This window comes from Pseudomonas sp. S2_C03, assembly GCF_054668405.1.
In genome coordinates this window covers 2,386,998-2,405,308 of the sequence record NZ_CP162766.1, presented here as the reverse complement: position 1 = coordinate 2,405,308, position 18,311 = coordinate 2,386,998, and the positions used below count along the sequence as shown (strand labels likewise).

At 60.3% G+C, this 18,311-nt stretch carries 15 protein-coding genes and 1 pseudogene; 1 reads left to right on the top strand and 15 read right to left on the bottom strand.

Features of this window, described 5'->3' with window-relative positions; all coding sequences use genetic code 11:
* Positions 1–88: 88 nt before the first annotated feature.
* The 7 genes and pseudogenes from AB4N64_RS10900 to argH form a co-directional block, all read right to left on the bottom strand.
* Positions 89–1,270 (bottom strand): MFS transporter, encoded by a 1,182-nt coding sequence (locus tag AB4N64_RS10900; RefSeq protein WP_460125265.1) that lies wholly within the window; start codon positions 1,268–1,270, stop codon positions 89–91.
* Between the two features lie 196 nt (positions 1,271–1,466).
* Positions 1,467–2,354 carry a polysaccharide deacetylase family protein gene (locus AB4N64_RS10895; protein WP_460125263.1) on the bottom strand — a complete coding sequence of 296 codons (888 nt, stop codon included), beginning with the start codon at positions 2,352–2,354 and terminating at the stop codon, positions 1,467–1,469.
* Positions 2,347–3,189: a polysaccharide deacetylase family protein gene (locus tag AB4N64_RS10890; protein ID WP_460125260.1), complete on the bottom strand. Its 843-nt coding sequence runs from the start codon at positions 3,187–3,189 to the stop codon at positions 2,347–2,349. The genes AB4N64_RS10895 and AB4N64_RS10890 overlap by 8 nt, the downstream gene beginning before the upstream one ends.
* Positions 3,190–3,249: 60 nt before the next feature.
* A complete protein-coding gene (locus AB4N64_RS10885; RefSeq protein WP_460125258.1) occupies positions 3,250–4,074 on the bottom strand; it encodes an ABC transporter substrate-binding protein in 825 nt (274 codons plus the stop codon).
* Positions 4,075–4,114: 40 nt separating this feature from the next.
* Positions 4,115–4,878, bottom strand: a pseudogene (locus AB4N64_RS10880) (amino acid ABC transporter ATP-binding protein).
* Positions 4,879–4,888: 10 nt separating this feature from the next.
* Positions 4,889–5,767, bottom strand: a complete 879-nt coding sequence (locus tag AB4N64_RS10875; RefSeq protein ID WP_460125255.1) for an amino acid ABC transporter permease — start codon at positions 5,765–5,767, stop codon at positions 4,889–4,891.
* Positions 5,768–5,902: 135 nt separating this feature from the next.
* A complete protein-coding gene (argH, locus tag AB4N64_RS10870; protein WP_460125252.1) occupies positions 5,903–7,330 on the bottom strand; it encodes an argininosuccinate lyase in 1,428 nt (475 codons plus the stop codon).
* A gap of 318 nt (positions 7,331–7,648) precedes the next feature.
* On the opposite strand from argH, the gene AB4N64_RS10865 reads away from it, so the two are divergent.
* Entirely contained in the window at positions 7,649–8,614 is a 966-nt protein-coding gene (locus tag AB4N64_RS10865; RefSeq protein WP_460126707.1) for a LysR family transcriptional regulator, read from the top strand.
* Here AB4N64_RS10865 and AB4N64_RS10860 read toward each other — a convergent pair.
* The 8 genes from AB4N64_RS10860 to arnB are packed head-to-tail and all read right to left on the bottom strand — an operon-like array spanning position 8,611 to position 17,403.
* Positions 8,611–9,990: a UDP-glucose dehydrogenase family protein gene (locus tag AB4N64_RS10860; protein ID WP_460125249.1), complete on the bottom strand. Its 1,380-nt coding sequence runs from the start codon at positions 9,988–9,990 to the stop codon at positions 8,611–8,613. The two genes, AB4N64_RS10865 and AB4N64_RS10860, sit on opposite strands and share 4 nt — an antisense overlap.
* Positions 9,991–9,993: 3 nt before the next feature.
* The gene (arnF, locus tag AB4N64_RS10855; protein ID WP_460125246.1) at positions 9,994–10,389 is read right to left on the bottom strand and encodes a 4-amino-4-deoxy-L-arabinose-phosphoundecaprenol flippase subunit ArnF; all 396 of its coding nucleotides are present in this window, start codon (positions 10,387–10,389) and stop codon (positions 9,994–9,996) included.
* Positions 10,386–10,724 carry a 4-amino-4-deoxy-L-arabinose-phosphoundecaprenol flippase subunit ArnE gene (gene arnE, locus AB4N64_RS10850; protein ID WP_460125243.1) on the bottom strand — a complete coding sequence of 113 codons (339 nt, stop codon included), beginning with the start codon at positions 10,722–10,724 and terminating at the stop codon, positions 10,386–10,388. The genes arnF and arnE overlap by 4 nt, the downstream gene beginning before the upstream one ends.
* Positions 10,721–12,370 (bottom strand): lipid IV(A) 4-amino-4-deoxy-L-arabinosyltransferase, encoded by a 1,650-nt coding sequence (gene arnT, locus AB4N64_RS10845; RefSeq protein ID WP_460125240.1) that lies wholly within the window; start codon positions 12,368–12,370, stop codon positions 10,721–10,723. The genes arnE and arnT overlap by 4 nt, the downstream gene beginning before the upstream one ends.
* Positions 12,367–13,251, bottom strand: coding sequence for a 4-deoxy-4-formamido-L-arabinose-phosphoundecaprenol deformylase (arnD, locus tag AB4N64_RS10840; protein ID WP_460125238.1), 885 nt, complete (start codon positions 13,249–13,251; stop codon positions 12,367–12,369). Before arnD ends, arnT begins: the two co-directional genes overlap by 4 nt.
* Positions 13,251–15,242: a bifunctional UDP-4-amino-4-deoxy-L-arabinose formyltransferase/UDP-glucuronic acid oxidase ArnA gene (gene arnA, locus AB4N64_RS10835; protein WP_460125235.1), complete on the bottom strand. Its 1,992-nt coding sequence runs from the start codon at positions 15,240–15,242 to the stop codon at positions 13,251–13,253. Before arnA ends, arnD begins: the two co-directional genes overlap by 1 nt.
* Entirely contained in the window at positions 15,239–16,258 is a 1,020-nt protein-coding gene (arnC, locus tag AB4N64_RS10830; RefSeq protein WP_460125232.1) for an undecaprenyl-phosphate 4-deoxy-4-formamido-L-arabinose transferase, read from the bottom strand. Before arnC ends, arnA begins: the two co-directional genes overlap by 4 nt.
* Positions 16,255–17,403, bottom strand: a complete 1,149-nt coding sequence (gene arnB, locus AB4N64_RS10825) for a UDP-4-amino-4-deoxy-L-arabinose aminotransferase (RefSeq protein ID WP_460125229.1) — start codon at positions 17,401–17,403, stop codon at positions 16,255–16,257. The genes arnC and arnB overlap by 4 nt, the downstream gene beginning before the upstream one ends.
* Positions 17,404–18,311 lie beyond the last annotated feature (908 nt).

Genomic DNA, 18,311 nt, shown 5'->3' with positions numbered 1-18,311 from the left:
GAAGAAGTTCCAACTATTGGGGGAGGAACGACACACAGTGTGCCGTTCATTGCGGATGCTGACTAATTCATATTAATGCTGCTTGAGTTCACAAATTTTGCTGTAAGGCGACACGTCGACCGCTCATGAAGCACAACGACCCACCCATCGCCGTCAATACGCTCAAGGCGTAGAACATGGTGGGCGCCGGCGTATGCATGAGCAGGAAACCGCAGATCACTGGGCTCAAGGCACCGCCCAGCGCCGCCAGGTTCTGGGCGCCGTAGTAGCTGCCCCGCAGTTCTTCAGGCGCCAGCGTGTCAACGAACAGAAATTCTGCCGGGTAAATGATCATTTCACCGAGGGTGAAAATGAACATCGCCAGGCACCAGGTCACCAGGCTATCGGCAAAACTGAAGCCAATCAGGCCGAGTATGAACAGGCTGGTGCCGCCGGCAATCCAATAACGCAGTTGTTCACGCTTGAGGAAACGGCCGATCTGGTATTGCAGCAGGATCACGGTGATTGCATTGCAGGCCAGCACGGCCGCCATGGTTTGCAGGGCGCGTTTGGAGTCCTCGACCACCAACAGGTATTGCGACAGGTACAGTGTGAACCGCCCGTGTACCACGGTGCTGAGCAGACAGCCACAGGTGAACATGATCAGCGTGCGGTCGTTCTTGAGGGTGATCAGGGTTTTCATGAAACTCTGGGGCTGACCGACTGCGGGAGCAGGGGCCGAGTCGCTGGGAATTCCGCTCATCAGGAAGATGCTGCCGAACGCGATGGCACCCGCAATCAGAAAGGGGGCTATCGGATACACCCCGGCGATCACCACCCCGAGCATCGGGCCCGTGGCGTAGCCAATGTTGGTCAAGGTGTAGCGTAGGGAAAACGCCTTGGCGCGTTGGCCCACAGGCAAGTTTTCGCTGAGAATTGCCTTGGAACCGATCAGGAACAGCGCAGACGCAGTCTCTGTGATCACCAACGTCAGGGTGGTCAGGTAAAGGTTTTCAGCGAAGGTCAGCAGCACAAAACCGATGGCGCTGGACAACATGGCCAGGATCAACAATCGGCGTTTTTCCAGGCGGTCAATGATGTAGCCGCCGTACAGCGCCAGCAGGGTGGCGATGAACACGGCGATGCCCAGCAGCAGACCAACGTCCTGTTGGTTGAGGCCCAGTTTGTTGCTCAGGAACAAGGTGAGCAACGGGCTGGTGATGGCGCGGCTGACGACAATCGTCAGTGAAACGATCATCAGGCGGCGGATGACGAGCGAGTAAGTGGCCACGGCGGGGCGGATGTCCTTATTCAGATGATTGTTGTTCGTCTCGTAACCGAGGTGCTTTTATCACGAGCAGGCTCGCTCCCACACTCAAGTGCCGATCACTGCCCCGGGTGACGTCTGGCTTGGGCCACCAGCGCCGGCGGCAAGTCGTCAAAACGTGTCTCGACGCAAAACTGCGCCAGCCGGTGCATGCGATGGGTCATGGAAGGTAATCCCGATAGTGGCGCTCGTATACCGAAGCTGGATGGTCTTCGGTGGGGGGCGGTGCGGAGTCCGCCCACCATTGCGCGACCTCTTCACCTGTGGCGATCCACACGTCCTCATGTTGCTGGATGCCTTGCAGCAACTCGCGCAAGACGCCGATTCGCCCCGGCGTGCCCATGATCTCGGGGTGCAGGCGCAACACATAACACAGGCCGAAACGGTGGAACCCGGCGAAGTCCATTTGGAGATTGCCCAGGGTGTGGCTATAGGAGGCGATCCGCGATTGTGCGGGCGGCACCGCCGGGCTCAGGTTGAAGGCAAAGTAGGGCTCATCCTCCAGTTCATAGTGCAGAGGCAGCTCGATGACCTCGTGTGCCGTCGGGTGGGCAAATGGCAGATCATCGCCGCGCCACGACGACGACCAGCGGATGCCGGATTCGCCCAGGGCCTGGATAAAACCGGGCGCGCCGTTGCCCGCCGGAATGCGAAACCCGCTGGGGACCCGACCGGTCAGCGCTTGCAGCGCTGCGCAACCGCGGGCGATTTCCTCTCGTTGCTGGGCAAGGTCGAGCGTGTCGTAGTTCTGATGGCGATAGCCGGCGCAGGCAATCTCGTGTCCGGCGGCCTGAATCGCCTGGATATGCTGCGGGTTTTCCTCGGCGACGATGCCGGGGATGAACCAACTGCTGCGCACCTTCAGTTCGTCGAACAGGCTCAGAAGCCGATCGACGCCTCGTTGGGTGCCGTAGCGCCACACCGACAAGGTCTTGTCGCGCCCGGCGACTTCCGGGGCCTGGGTCAAGATACCGTGGATATCGTTGTAATCGACCGTCAGTACGACGGCGCAGCGGTAGCCCTCGGGCCAGTAAACGGGATCAGCCATGGTGATGCTCCTTGAGCCACCACTGGGCGACATCGCGGCACGTGGCGAACCACACGTCGTCGCGCTGGCGCATGTGTTCGAAGAGTTTTTCCAGCAACAGGATGCGTCCCGGCTTGCCAGTGATCTTGGGATGGAACAGGGTGGTCAGGCACAAGCCTTCATCCATGGCGCCATCGTATTCGCGACACCAGTTATCCAACGTCAGCTCGTAACTGGCCGTGCGGTCCAGGCCCGAGGGGAAATCCGGCGCCCGCGTATAGGCCAACGAAGCGTAATCGTCCATTTCCCAGCGTCCGGGGATTTCAACCAACGGCGTGTCGAAACCGGGCACTGGCACCAGGTACGGGCGATCATCACCGCGCATGCTGCTGGAATAGGTCACGCCAGCTTCGACCAGCATTGCCGGCGTCTCGGCGCGCCAATCGCCAGAGGGTGTGCGGAAACCTTCGGCACGGATGTTCAGGTGGTTCCAGAACACCTCGCGGCTGCGCTGCATCACGTCCTTCTGCTGGTCCAGCGTCAGGGCGTAAAAGGATTCGTGTTTGTAGCCGTGATACGCCACCTCATGCCCGCGCTCGACAATCGCCTGACACTGCGTCGGCCAGTTTTCCACGACCCAGGCCGGGACGAAGAACGTGGTGGGGATGCGAAAGTCATCGAGCAAATCGAGCAAGCGCGGCAGGGCCCGATAAGGGCCGTAACCACCAAAACCGAAATACTCGGGCTTGCGCCAGATCGAGCCATTGAGCATCGCATCGCCGGTGGGGCCGTCGAGGTCGAACGCCAGGGCAAGACAGGCTTTGTATGGCGCAGGCCACAGGGGGGAGGAGGACATCGTGGTGCTCCAGCTGTCTGCAGGAGCGGACTTGCCCGCTCCTGCAGTGGTCGGTGGTGATTACTTGCCGGCGTTAATGGTTACCGTCTTGATCGCGCCCAGTTCCAGGTCCCATTTCTTCAGGATTGCCTGGTAGCTGCCGTCGTCAATCATGCTCTGCAACGCGACTTTCACCGCTTCGCTCAGCTCCGGTTTTTTCTTGCTCACGCCCAGACCCGTGAACTGCGACGAGATCGGCAGGCCGACGGTCTTGTACATGTCCTTCTCTTGGGTCTTGAGGTACGGCAGGGTTTCGCTGCCCTGCATGGCTGCATCAATGCGGCTCTGACGCAGTTGCGCGCGGGCATCGGCCGAGCCTTCGGTGCCGACCACGTTGATCGCAGGTTTGCCCGCCGCTTCGCAATTGGCCTTGCTCCACTCGGCGATTTCTGCCGGGAAGGTCGTACGGCGGCTGGTGCCGACTTTCTTGCCGCACAGGTCAACGATCTCGTTGGTGTCCTTGTTTTTCTGCAAGGTGTAGAACTGCGGGCCGCTGGTGAAGTAGTCGACGAAGGTCACGCTGGCCTGACGTTCTGCAGTGTCCGTCATGCCCGACAGGACCATGTCGACACGGTCGGTGGTGAGCGCGTTGATCATCTGCTCGAAGCCGGTTTCCTGCCATTTGATCTTGATGCCCAGGCGTTCGGCCAGTGCATTACCCAGGTCATAGTCCAAGCCGGTTAATTGGTTGGTGGCCGGGTCCTTGAAATCCATCGGCGGATAGTTCGGCATGATGGCGACGACAATTTCGCCCTTTTCCTTGATGCTGGCGGGCAACTCGGCGGCGAAGCTCAAGCTGGAAGCCATGACGCCTGCGATTACTGCTGGGATAACGAAATTCTTCATGGGTCGTTCTCTTATGTGTGTTGTGGACGCCAACCGGCGCTCAGGTTCGAACGGCAGAAATGAAGCTTTGGGTGCGCGGGTTTTGCGGACTTATTAGTATTTCTTCGGGGCTTCCTGCCTCCACGATCTGTCCGCCGTCCATGAACACCATGCGGTTTGAAACCTCACGGGCGAAGCCCAGTTCATGGGTAACGACGATCATGGTCATGCCGGTCTGCGCAAGGTCGCGCATCACCGACAGCACCTCTCCGACCAGTTCCGGGTCGAGTGCCGAAGTGGGTTCATCGAACAGCATCAGCTTGGGGCGCATGGCCAGTGCACGGGCGATGGCCACACGTTGTTGCTGACCCCCGAGAGTTCGATCGGATAGCTGTTGCGTTTGTCGGCCAGGCCGACACGGGCGAGCAATTCCACGGCTTCTTCATGCGCCTCTTTGGGCGAGCGCTTGAGTACCTGGCAAGGCCCCTCGATGATGTTTTGCAGCACAGTCATGTGCGGAAACAGGTTGAAGCGCTGGAACACCATGCCGGTGGACAGGCGTTGCCGGGCAATCTGGGTCTCGGTCAGTTCGTGCAGCTTGTTGCCGACGATGCGGTAGCCCACCAGTTCGCCGTCGACCCAGAGGCCGCCCTTGTCGATTTTTTCCAGCTGGTTGACGCAACGCAGCAAGGTGCTCTTGCCGGAGCCGGACGGGCCGATGATGCACAGCACTTCGCCTTGCTCGACTTCGATGTTGACGTCCTTGAGCGCGTGGAACTGGTCGTAATACTTGTTCAGGCTCACGGCCTTGACGATGTTTCTCATGTTCGACTCCTCAGGAACGCTTGCCGGCGCCGCGAGCGAAACGACGCTCCAGACGGCTTTGACCGAAGGACAGCACGGTGACGGTCGCCAGGTACCAGATGCCCGCGACGATCAGTAGCTCCATCACCCGGGCGTTGGCGTAGTAGATGTTCTGGGCGTTGTAGAGCAGTTCCGAATACTGGATGACGCTCGCCAGGGACGTCATTTTCACCATGCCGATGAACTCGTTGCCGACCGGCGGGATGATGATGCGCATGGCCTGCGGCAGGATGATGCGGCGCAACGCTTGCAAGCGCGGCATGCCGATCGACTTGGCGGCTTCGTATTGCCCGGTGTCTACCGACAGTAAACCCGCACGCACCACTTCGGCGGTGTAGGCGCCCTGGTTGATGCTCAGGCCGAGGAGGGCGGCGACGAAGGGCGTCATCAGGCTCACGGTGTCGATGGCGAACAGACCGGGGATGCCAATGGTAGGAAAGATCAACGCCAGGTTGAACCACAACAGCAGTTGCAGGATCAGCGGTGTACCGCGAAACAGCCAGGTGTAGGTCAACGCCACGTAACGCAGGATCGGGTTGGCCGACATGCGCATGATCGCGGTGATCACACCGAACACAATCCCCAACGCCATGGCGAGTACGGCCATGACGATGGTGTTGAGCAGGCCCCACATGATCGCCTGGGAAGTGAGGAACTGGCCGATGTATGACCATTCGATCTTGCCTTCGGCGAACGCGCGTACCAGGCCGATGATTGTGATGACGATCACCGTGGCAAAGAAGATCCGCCCGTAGTAACGCCGGGGCACGTGCTCGTACTGGGTGATATCGAACTGGTTTTCCGCCAGCTTGCGCTCCGCCTGGAGTCGCTCTGCCTGGGTCTGGCTCATGGTGTTTCTCCGTACATGTTTCGGTCTCCTGTGAGAGCGGGCTCGCCCGCGATGACGGCGGTTGATCCGACATCATCATGGATTGACCCACCGCTTTCGCGAGCAAGCCCGCTCCCACAGGTACGGCGTAGTGATTTAAATGCGAAAGCCCTGGTAGTTCTCGGTCCACGCCTGCTGAGCGGCGAGAGCGGTTTTCAGGCGACCGATCTGCTCGCGTACCTGTTGCGGTGCGGTCCCGCCCCAACCGCTACGGGCAGCAATGGCTGCTTCGAGGGTCAGGCTGTCGCGCACTTGCGGGGTGAGACGTTGATCGACTTCAGCCAGCAGGGCCGGAGAGGCTTCCCACAGTTCGATGTCGTGTTTCTCACAGGCTTTGACCAGCGCGCCGGTGATTTCGTGGGCTTCCTTGAACGGTACGCCGCGCACCGCCAGCCAGTCGGCGACCTCGGTGGCCAGGGTGAACCCCAGTGGCGCCTGACGCCGCAGCTCCTCGACGTTGACGGTCATGGTCGCGACCATTCCCGCCATGGCCGGCAGTACCAGCAGCAGGGTATCGACGCTGTCGAGTACGCCGTGTTTGTCTTCGCTCAGGTCGCGGTTGTACGACAGCGGCAGGGACTTGAGCGTGGAGAGCAGGCCGGTGAGGTTGCCGATCAGGCGGCCGGCTTTGCCCCGAGCCAGTTCGGCGATGTCCGGGTTTTTCTTCTGCGGCATGATCGAGCTGCCGGTGGCGTAGGCATCGTCCAGTACCACCCAGCGGAACTGCCGCGAAGACCACAGGCAAAACTCTTCGGCAAGGCGGGAAATATTGATGCCCAGCATGCTGGCGATGAACAGGAATTCAGCGACGTGATCGCGACTGGCCACGGCATCGATGGAGTTTTCGCAAACGCCGCTGTAACCCATTTCCTTGGCCGACTGTTGGGGCATGCGCGCAATGGCCGAACCTGCCATGGCCGCTGCGCCCAGTGGCGACAGCGAGGTGCGGTCGTCCCAGTCCACCAGCCGTTGCACGTCACGTAACATCGACTGAGCGTGGGCCAACAAGTGGTGGGCGAATACGATGGGCTGGGCCTGTTGCAGGTGAGTGAAACCCGGGCAGATGCTTTCGATGTGTTGTTCGGCCTGCTCGACCAGGGCCTGCTGCAAGGCCAGTACTTCAACGGTCAAGGTGCGCACGTGGTCACGCAGGAACAGGCGCAAGTCATTGGCCGTCTGGTCGTTGCGCGAACGGCCGGCGCGCAGCTTGCCGCCCAGCGGGCCGAGGCGTTCGGTCAATAGGCGCTCGATGAAGGTGTGGACGTCTTCGTCGTCCAGGGTCGGGGCGATGCTGCCTGCGCGGAAGTCGTCACCAATGCGCTCCAGCGCTTCGAGCATGGCTTGGGTTTCCGACTCACTCAGCAGTCCGGCGCGTTGCAGTTCACGGGCGTGGGCCTTGGAACCGGCGAGGTCGTAGGGGGTAAGACGGAAGTAACGTTCAGGGCAACGGGACAAGGCCGCCAGGGCTTCGGACGGGCCGCTTTTGAAGCGTGCACCCCAGAGACGTTCGGTGGTTTGGGACATTGTTGTTTTCCTCGTCGGTAAAGCGAGCTGAAATCGGTATGCCAGGCCTGGAACCGTTGCCGAAATCGATACAAATCGACTGGGCGTGGTCAGACCAAAACGGTGTTCAAGGGCAGGGGGGACGCGCAGTTACGAAAGGGGCGAGGGCTGATCGAAGCGTCAGCTTTTAATAGTTCGAACCCAGTGATCTGGCACTGATGTTCTGAAATTCTTGGCGGTTGCAAAGCCACATTTTCTGTGTTCATTATTATTAGGCCAGCTATGTTTTTGTTGTTGGACACAGGTTGTTGAATATGGCGTCTGAGGTAAATGAGCATTATGGAAACCCCACTTTCCAATTCCGGAAACCCGCCGCCGAAAACGCCTTACCGCGTGCCATTGGCCCTCAGCGGGCTGGATTTCAAACTGCTGAAAGTGTTCAAGGCCGTGGTTGAGGCTGGTGGTTTCAGTGCTGCGCAAAACGAGCTGAATGTGGGGTTGGCCGCCATCAGCAAGCAGATTTCCGACCTGGAAATTCGCATCGGCATGCGATTGTGTACGCGCGGGCGTGAAGGTTTTCATCTCACTGAAGAAGGTCGCCTGGTCTATCAGGCTTCCATAGATTTATTTGCCTCTTTCGACAACTTTAGAGACCGGCTTAGTTCGGCGCAAAACGAACTTATCGGTGACCTTGGCGTAGGCGTTATTGATAACACGATCACAGATGATAATTCGCCCTTAGTTTCCGCCCTGAGGCAACTTAATGAAACCTCGCCGAAGGTCAGGTTTCAGATACAGGCCTCGCAACTGGATGAGGTGGAACGCGGTGTGGTGGAAGGGCGTCTGGTGGCCGGCATCGTGCCGGTCTACCAGAAACGCGAAGAGTTCGATTATTACAAACTGTATGAAGAACGTTCCTACGTTTATTGCGCCGTCGGCCATCCGCTATTCGATTTACCGGACGCCGACATTGCCAGTCACATGCTTAAAGATTACGAATGTGTGAACCACCGTTATGCAATCCATCGCGACAAACTGAACTTCGCGCGTTATGACAGTTTTTCCGCGTCTGCCACTCAAGTAGAGGCGGTGGCATTACTGGTCAAGACTGGGCGTTTTATTGGTTTTCTGCCGCAACACTATGCGGCGGCGATGGTCGCGCAGGGGCAGCTTCGGGCGGTGCGCCCGGACCTGGTCCACATCGCGACACCGTTCGATCTGATCCTGCGCCACAACACCGTGCGCAGTCCTCTGGTGAAAGCGTTTGCTCAGGCCTTGGGTGTTGATTTGAAAGCTACGGCTTAGGCCACTCCCTGCGCCACCGGCCACTGCTGATACGGTATGGGCAAGTTGCGCGACTCGCCACGGCCCATCGGGAAGTAAGTAAATCCATTGCGAGCCAGGCGTTCGGCGTCGTACAGGTTACGGCCGTCGAAGATCACCGGGGCTTTGAGGCGCTGGCGGATCAAGTTGAAATCCGGGGCCTTGAACTGCTGCCATTCGGTGCAGATGATCAACGCATCGGCGCCTGACAACACCGATTCGGGCGTGCCCATCAGCATCAACTTGTTCTCGTCGGGATACAGTTGTTGGGTTTCCTGCATGGCTTCCGGGTCGAACGCTCGTACATTGGCACCGGCCGTCCACAGGGACTCCAGCAGCACCCGGCTCGGCGCGTCGCGCATGTCATCGGTGTTGGGTTTGAACGCCAGGCCCCACACGGCGAAGGTCTTGCCGCGAAGGTCGCCCTTGAAGAAGGCGTTGATGCGATCGAACAACTTGTGTTTCTGCCGCTGGTTGATGGCTTCCACCGCTTGCAGCAGGTCGCTGGAGCAGTGGGCCTCCTCGGCGCTATGGATCAGCGCGCGCATGTCCTTGGGGAAACACGAGCCGCCGTAACCGCAGCCCGGGTAGATGAAGTGGTAGCCAATACGCGAGTCGGCGCCGATGCCCAGGCGTACCGATTCGATGTCCGCACCCAGGTGTTCGGCCAGTTCGGCGATCTGGTTGATGAAGCTGATCTTGGTCGCCAGCATGCAATTGGCCGCGTACTTGGTGAGCTCGGCGCTGCGCAGGTCCATGAACATGATCCGGTCATGGTTGCGGTTGAACGGCGCATACAGGTCGCGCATCACATCACGTACCTCATCGCTTTCGCAGCCGATGACGATACGGTCCGGACGCCGGCAATCGGCGACCGCGGAACCCTCCTTCAAGAATTCCGGGTTGGAGACGATCTCGAACTGAAGCAAGCGTCCGACCTTGAGCAGGCATTTGTCGATATGCTCTCTCAGGGTGTCGCCGGTACCCACGGGTACGGTGGATTTCTCTACCAGAATCACGGGTTGTTCCCGATGTCGTGCCACGGCTTCACCCACCGACAGCACGTATTGCAGGTCCGCCGAACCATCGTCCCGAGAGGGCGTGCCCACCGCGATGAACAACACCTGGCCGTGCTGCACCGCGAGCTTCTCATCGGTGGTGAACTGCAGCCGCCTGGCCTCCAGGCTTTCGCGCACCAGGCTGGCCAGCCCGGGCTCGAAAATACTCACATGGCCCTGTTGCAACATGTCGACTTTTTTTTCGTCGATGTCCATGCACACCACGTCGTGGCCGACTTCTGCCAGCACGGCGGCTTGCACCAGGCCAACGTAACCGCTACCAAATACACTGATTTTCATGGATCACTCCTGAGTTTCTGGCGCGTGAGCGGGTCGAGAATTGATGGTGATGACGCCGAGGATGACCAGCATCACCCCGAGGCTTTTTGTAAGGCTGAACCCTTCGTTGAATACCGGCAGCGTGGCCGCCAGCAGGTACACCAGGGCGTAGCTGATGCTCAACAGCGAATAGGCGCGGCCCAACGGAAGGTCTCGCAAAGCGGCGAGCCAACAGAGCATCGACAGGGCGTAGGCAAAAATGGCGGCCAGCACTACGGCCACCGCATTCGGTGCAATGGCGGCGGTCATCCAGCCTTCGGGAGACGGCAGACGTGTCATGCTCCAGCGCATGCCCAGTTGCGCGACGCTCACCAGCAGTACGCTGGCGAGGGCGAAAAACAGACCATGGCGCGGCTTCATGCGTGCAATCCCAGAAGCGTCACACCGGCTATCACCAGCACCACGCCGAGCCAGTGCCGACGGTCGATGCGTTCATCGAAGACAAAACGGGCGATCAGAGTGATCAGGACAAAATTCAGGCTCAGCATCGGGTAGGCAATACTGACTTCAAGCCGCTGCAACACCAGCAACCACAGAATCAACCCCGCGCCCATTGCGCTGAGTGCCAGCCAGATCCACGGCGTACGCAGCTTGAAAGCCAGCCCCTTTGACGCTCCGCGCCAGCTTTCCACGGCGCATTTCTGGGCCACCTGGCCCAGACAGGTCAGCAGGCAGGCCACCAGCAGCAGACTCATGATGCCTCCCGAGGAAAGACCAGAATCACCAGGTTGCCTCGCTCATAACGTTTGCCATCCTTGGGCAGGCGTTCGATTTCACCCAGTTCATCCTCTCCCTTGACCCGCATCAACACGCCCACGGAACCACGCTGGCGGGCGTCGTGCAGCCACTGTTGCACGCGGTCGGGGTCGACGCGCTGGTGTGCGCCGTCAGGATAGGCGAGGCCATATTTCAGTTCGCCTATCGTGTTGTAGAGTGCGACGTCCGGGCGTTTCAGGCGCCAGGCCAGCGCTGATGCAGCGCCCAGGTCATTACTCAACAGGGAGGTGGACTGGCCAAGCTCATCGACGTGTTCGAGGACGAACTGGTCAGGCGTCTTGTTCGCCACCACCGACTCAGGCAGCGCAGCCGGCAGCAAACCGATCAACAGCAAACTGCCAATGGCCGGTGCCGCCCAGCATTGCAGAGGCCGAAAGGCTTGCAGCAAGTTGGCCATGATCCAGCCGATCAGCCCGATGAACACCAGCACCAGGCTGTGCAGTTCGTGGTCGTACACCGGTTTTTTCAGTTGCACGTAAACCAGGGCGAGCAGGGTGATGACGCCCAGCAGCAGGTTGAACAGCCCATTGATGCCCAGCGCCCGCCCTTGTTCCAGGCGCAAGCGGTCGGCCAGGGAGTGGCCCAGCAACAGTGCCAGCGGCAGCAGGCACGGGAAGATGTACGTTGGCAATTTGCCCTTGCTCAGGCTGAAAAACAGCAGCGGCATCAATAGCCACAGCAGCAGGAACGCGACAGGCGCCTGCTGGCGGGTTTGCCAGGCCTGGCGCAAGGCCGGCGGCAGCATGCCGATCCACGGCAGGCTGAACGCAATCAGCAACGGCAGGTAATACCACCACGGCGCATCATGCTGCGCATCGTCACCGGCGAAACGGCGAATGTGTTCATGCCAGAAGAAGAACCGCCAGTAATCGGGCTCCTGGGCGTGCACCGCCAAGGCCCACGGCAGGCTCACGATGATGGCCACGGCTATCGCCAATGGGCCGTAGATCAGCAGTTCGCGCCAGCGCTTTTGCCAGAGCATCCACGGCAGGATGATCAGCACCGGCAGCAGCCAGGCGAGGAACCCCTTGGTCATGAAGCCCATGCCACACGCCAGTCCCACAACGATCCAACCGATCAGGCGCTGGACACGACCCCTACTGTCCAACGCGAACCATAACGCGACCAGGCTCAGGTTGACCCAGAATGTGAACTGGGGATCGAGATTGGCATAGCCGGCTTGGCCCCCAACCACCGAGAAACTCATGTACAGCAACGCACAGGCGAAACTCTTGCGTGGTTCGCGCCATAGACGATGTGCGATCAGGTAGCACAGCAGCACGCTGAGGGTGCAAGTCAGGGCCGACACGAAACGCACGCCAAACAGGTTATGGCCGAAAATCGCCTGACTCAGGGCGATCATCCAGTAGCCGGCAATCGGCTTTTCGAAGTAGCGCAGGCCCATGAAATGAGGCGACACCCAATCACCGCTCAGCAACATGCCTTGGCTGATCTGGGCGTAACGGGTTTCGTCGGGAATCCAAAGGCCGTGGCTGGCCAGCGGCAGCAAGTAAGCCAGCAAGCAAACAACCAGCAACAACGGGAGTGTCCAGCGTGTGCTCATGCGCCTTGCACTCCCAGCCAGCCTTCTCGCCCTGCCAGTACACCGCGCGACACACGGCCAACCGGTAAGGTGCCCGGATTGGCGGGCAGCAAGTCGCCCAAGGGACAGAATTGGATGTGTCGTTGGCGCGCGGCGGCCAGCAGTTGCCGAAAATCGTCAGCCATCACAATGCCTTCTACTTCGGCGTGAATCGTGTAGACGTTGAGGTTGTCCGCCGTAAAGCGGTCGAGGATGAACGCATTGAAACCCTCGACGGCGACGGTTGACCCCACCACTTCATCGAAGGTTGGCAAGTCGACCGGAATCTGCGGCGTGCCAAGGCTGCCGTTGGGCAGTTTGGGTTGAAACAGCCGATGCCCCCGACAGTCGCTGTTGTAGCGAAAGCCAAAGGCTTGCTTCGCCTCGATCACACGCTCGTCCGCACGCCAACCGGCGGCGGCCGAACAGGTAATACGTTCCCCGAGAATGTCGCTCAGGCTGTCCACGCCCTGGCGAATCTGCTCGATCAGTTGCACGTTGCTCCAACGCCCGGCATTGGCCTGCCAACCGTGGTGATCCCAGGCATGCAGGCCCACTTCATGACCTGCGTCCCGCGCCCGACGCATCAGGTGCCCCAGGTCACGGCCAATCGGCTTGCCCGGCCACGCAGTGCCGGCCAGCAGGATGTCCCATCCATACAGCCCGGCGGCGTTGGAACGCAGCATTTTCCAGAGAAACTGCGGACGTATCAGGCGCCACAAGTGCCGCCCCATGTTGTCCGGACCCACACTGAAAAAGAACGTCGCCTTGACCTGTGCCTCATCGAGCATTTCCAACAGGCGCGGCACGCCCTCGCGGGTGCCACGGTAGGTGTCGACGTCGATGCGAAGACCCGCCTGCATCAACGCTTGTCCGCGATTTCGAGCATGGCTTCACGCAGGAAGAAATCCAGCGTATTGCCGATCGTTTCGCTCATCTGCACCGACGGTGCCCAGTCCAGCAGGCGCTTGGCGTTATCGATGCTGGGCTTGCGGTGGGAGACGTCCTGGTAGCCGTTGCCGTAGAAGGCCTTGCTTTCGACCTCGCGAAAGCCGGCAAACGGTGGGAAGTTATGGCGCAGGGGGTGAGCTTCGAATTGCCGCAGCAACTCCTCGCCCAACTGGCGGATGCTGGCTTCGTTGTCCGGATTGCCGATGTTGATGACCTGGCCATTGCAGATGTCGTTCTGGTTGTCGACGATCCGTGCCAGAGCTTCCACGCCGTCAGCGATGTCGGTGAAGCAGCGCTTCTGCTCGCCGCCGTCGAACAGGCGAATCGGCGTGCCTTCCACCAGGTTGAGGATCAATTGGGTGATTGCCCGCGAGCTGCCGATGCGCGCCGAGTCGAGGCGGTCCAGGCGCGGGCCCATCCAGTTGAACGGGCGGAACAGGGTGAAATTCAGGCCTTTCTGGCCGTAGGCCCAGATCACCCGGTCAAGCAATTGCTTGGACGTGGAGTAGATCCAACGTTGCTTGTTGATGGGCCCGACCACCAGGTTGGAGGTGTCTTCGTCGAATTTGTCGTCCTGGCACATGCCATAGACTTCCGACGTAGATGGGAAGATCACCCGCTTGTTGTACTTGACGCAGTAGCGCACCAGCTTGAGGTTTTCTTCGAAGTCCAGCTCGAATACCCGCAGCGGATTGCGCGTGTATTCGATAGGCGTGGCGATGGCCACCAGCGGCAGGACCACGTCGCACTTCTTGATGTGGTACTCGATCCATTCGGAGTGAATGCTGATGTCGCCTTCCACGAAATGGAAATTGGGGTGGCTGCGCAGCCGTTCGATGGCGTCGCAGCCGATGTCCAGGCCGTAGATCTCATAGCGGTCATCGCGCAACAAACGTTCGGACAAATGATTGCCGATAAAGCCGTTGACGCCGAGGATCAGCACCCGCGTGCGTCGCGGTGCACGGCCGCTTTCGGCACCGCGCAACACCGAGCCCTCCACCAGCCCGAGTTCGCCGGCCAGTTGCGGCCCACTCAGGTACAGGCCGTTGTCGTTGCGCTGGCCGGCATGGATCACCAGGGAGTCCTCGCCACAGGCGATGCGCAGCGGGTCGACGCTGATGACCCGGCCCGGCGCCTGGCCGGCGTTGCCTTTGATGACGTCCGCGCTCCAGACAATCAGCTTGTGTTCGCCCACGGCGCAGAACGCCCCCGGATACGGTTGCGTTACTGCTCGCACCAGGTTGAACAGTTCTTCGGCCGGTTTTTTCCAGAACAACTGGCCGTCAGCCGGGGAACGACGACCGTACACGGTGGCTTGTGTTTCATCCTGAGGGGTTTCGCTAACCCTTCCTGCCAACAACGCTGGCAGGGTGTCGCGCAGCAGGTCTGCCGCCGCCACCCGCAGCTTGGCGTGCAGGCTCAATGCGGTGTCGCTGCGCTCAATGGCCACGCGTTGCTGGGCAATGATCGCGCCGGCATCGGCTCGTTTGACCATGCGATGCAGGGTCACGCCGGTTTCACTTTCGCCGTTGACCAGCACCCAGTTGGCCGGGGCGCGACCGCGATAACGTGGCAGCAGCGAACCGTGCAGGTTGAAGGCGCCTTTGCCCGCCGTGGCCAGGAGGGGTTCGCCCAGCAGGTTGCGGTAGTAGAACGAGAAAAGGTAATCCGGGGCGAGTTGGTTGATGCGCTCGATCCACAGGGGATGGTTGACGTCTTCCGGCGCGTGCACCGAAATACCCTTGCGCGCGCACAGTTGTGCCACCGAGGCATAGAAGGTGTTTTCCCCGGGATCGTCGGCGTGGGTGAACACGGCAGCAATCTCGTAACCGGTATCGAGCAGGGCTTCGATGCCGGCACAGCCGATATCGTGATAGGCGAAGACAACAGCTTTTGCGCTCATGGATGAACCTGATCGGGAGAAAGGGAAGGGAGGCCGTCGACGGTGACCCCCGCCACAGGGGCGGCGGGTTGGCTGCGCAGAACTTTTTCGATGAAGAAACGCGGGCGGGCGCGCACATCGCTGTACATGCGTCCCAGGTATTCGCCCAAAAGGCCCATGCCGATGAACTGGCCACCGGTGAATACGAACAGCACGGCAAACAGCACGAACGTGCCGTCGCCCGCCCAACCGGCGCCGAACACCAGGCGCAGGACAATCAGCGCAGCGGCAAACGCCAGGCCGAGTCCCGCCATGGCGAAGCCCACAATGCTCAGCAGGCGCAGCGGCGTGGTGGTCATGCACGTGATCAGGTCGAACATCAGGTTGACCAGCCGCATCGGGCTGTACTTGGATTCGCCGTGCTCGCGTTCGGCATGGGTCACCAGTATTTCCGTGGTGTGACGGGCGAAGCTGTTGGCGAGGATCGGGATGAAGGTGCTGCGCTCGCGGCAAGCGAGCATGGCCTCGACGATCGAGCGACGGTAGGCCCGCAGCATGCAGCCGTAGTCGGTCATCGCCACGCCGGTAGAGCGTTGCACGGCGAGGTTGATCAGTTTCGACGGCCAGCGCCTCAGGGCCGAGTCCTGGCGGTTGCCGCGAACCGTGGCCACGACGTCATAACCGAGCTCGGCCTGGGCGACGAGGCGCGGGATTTCTTCCGGCGGGTTTTGCAGGTCGGCGTCGAGGGTAATGACGACATCGCCCTTGCATTGCTCGAAACCCGCCATGATTGCCGCGTGCTGGCCGTAGTTGCGGTTGAGGATCACCGCCACCACCGGGCTGCACTCGCGGCTGGCAGCTTCCTCGAGGATTTGGGCCGATTGGTCGCGACTGCCGTCGTCGACCATGACGATTTCATAGTCATGATGCAGTTGCCGGCACGCCGCTTCGGTACGTCTGAGCAGCTCAGGCAGGCTGTCCTGTTCGTTGTAGACCGGGATGACAATCGACACGCATCGGATCGGGTACGGTTTCACAGGTGGGCATCCAGTGTTTGTTCAATGGCACTGACCACGCGATCGATATCGCGGGTGGTCATGTCGGGGAACAACGGGATCGAGCACAGCCGCGCGGAGTTCCACTCGGTGTTGGGCAGGGAGACGTTGGGGAATCGCTGGCGGTAGTAGGTGTGCAGGTGGGTGGCGATAAAGTGGATGCCGGTGCCGATGTTCCGCGCCTGCAGGGCTTTCATGAAGGCTTCGCGGTCCAGCCCACAGCGTTCGGCGTCGATACGCAGGATGAACAGGTGCCAGGCATGCTGCTGCGCATACGCCGGCACGGTCAGCGGCTGCACCGGGGAACCTTCCAGTCGCTGCAGATAGGTTTTTGCCAGCGCTGCGCGCTTGAGGTTGATCTCTTCCAGGCGCTCCAGTTGCACCAGGGCGATGGCGGCGTTGATGTCGGCCAGGTTGTATTTGAACCCAGGCTCAATGACCTGGGCCTGTGGCTTGCGGCCGTGGGTCATGCGGTCGTAGGCGTCGACGCCCAGACCATGAAACTTGAGCATGCGCACGCGGTTGGCCAGGGCTTCGTCGTCGGTGACGAACATCGCGCCTTCGGCGCAGGTCATGTTCTTGATCGCGTGGAACGAGAAAATCGCGGTGCCCTGTGCGCCGACAGGCCGATTCTTGTAACGGGTGCCGGCGGCGTGGGCCGCGTCTTCGATAACGCGAATGCCGTGTTTGTCGGCCAAGGCGTAGAGCGGATCGAGATCGAACGCGGCGCCAGCGTAATGCACCGGAATGATTGCCCGGGTACGTGGCGTGATGGCCGCTTCGATGTGCTCGACGTTGCTCATCAGCGTGTCACGATCAACATCGACAAACACTGGTGTGGCGCCCAACAGGCAGATCATGTTGGCGGTGGAGACCCAGGTCTGGGACGGCGTGATGACTTCATCACCGGGGCCGATGCCCAGGGCCAGTAATGTGACGTGCATGGCACCGGTGGCCGAGGACAACGCTACGGCGTGCCGACACCCGACATAGTGGGCGAAGTGTTCTTCAAGTTGCTGGTTCTTCGGCCCGGTAGTAATCCAGCCGGAACGCAGGACTTGTTCTACGGCGGCTATTTCCTCATCACCGATACCGGGTCGGGAGAAGGGCAGAAAAACTTCATCCATGGAAAACCTCAGGGCGTAAGAATTCCTTCGACTAAAGTGCCGAAATAAATAAAGTGCTACGAACAATCCGCCCGGAGGGCAGGCCATGCGCCTGTCCAAGGGTTATCGGTAAGACTGAGGTTAGGCGTTTTTTTGTGAAAGAAACATCAAAAAGCGGTTGGAGAATCGTCTTTCTGAACGTTATTAAGCGAATGTTCAGACTCTGCTCGTTAAACCAGAAAAGTCTTACGGAAGTTACCCGCCTTATATGAAAAATATTTCAGTTGTTAGTTGGTTTATATCCAATCAAACGAAAAACATACCACTGACACCTGACACCTGACACCTGACACTCTGCGGCGCTCTCCGGCTCATCGCGGGCAAGCCCGCTCCTACAGGGGAGGTGTCATCTGTAGGAGCGAGCTTGCTCGCGATGGAGGCCAACGATAACGCGGGGCACCTGACACTCTGCGGCGCTCTCCGGCTCATCGCGGGCAAGCCCGCTCCTACAGGGGATGTGGTCATCTGTAGGAGCGAGCTTGCTCGCGATGGAGGCCAACGATGACGCGGGGCATCTGACACTCCGTGGCGCTCTCCGGCTCATCGCGGGCAAGCCCGCTCCTACAGGTGATGTGGTCATCTGTAGGAGCGAGCTTGCTCGCGATGGAGGTCAACGATAACGCGGGGCATCTGACACTCCGTGGCGCTCTCCGGCTCATCGCGGGCAAGCCCGCTCCCACAGGGGAGGTGGTCATCTGTAGGAGCGAGCATGCTCGCGATGGAGCTCAACGATGACGCGGGGCACCTGACACACCGCGGCGCTCTCCGGGGCATCGCGGGCAAGCCCGCTACTACAGGGGATGTGGTCATCTGTAGGAGCGAGCTTGCTCGCGATGGAGGTCAGCGATAACGCGGGGCATCTGACACTC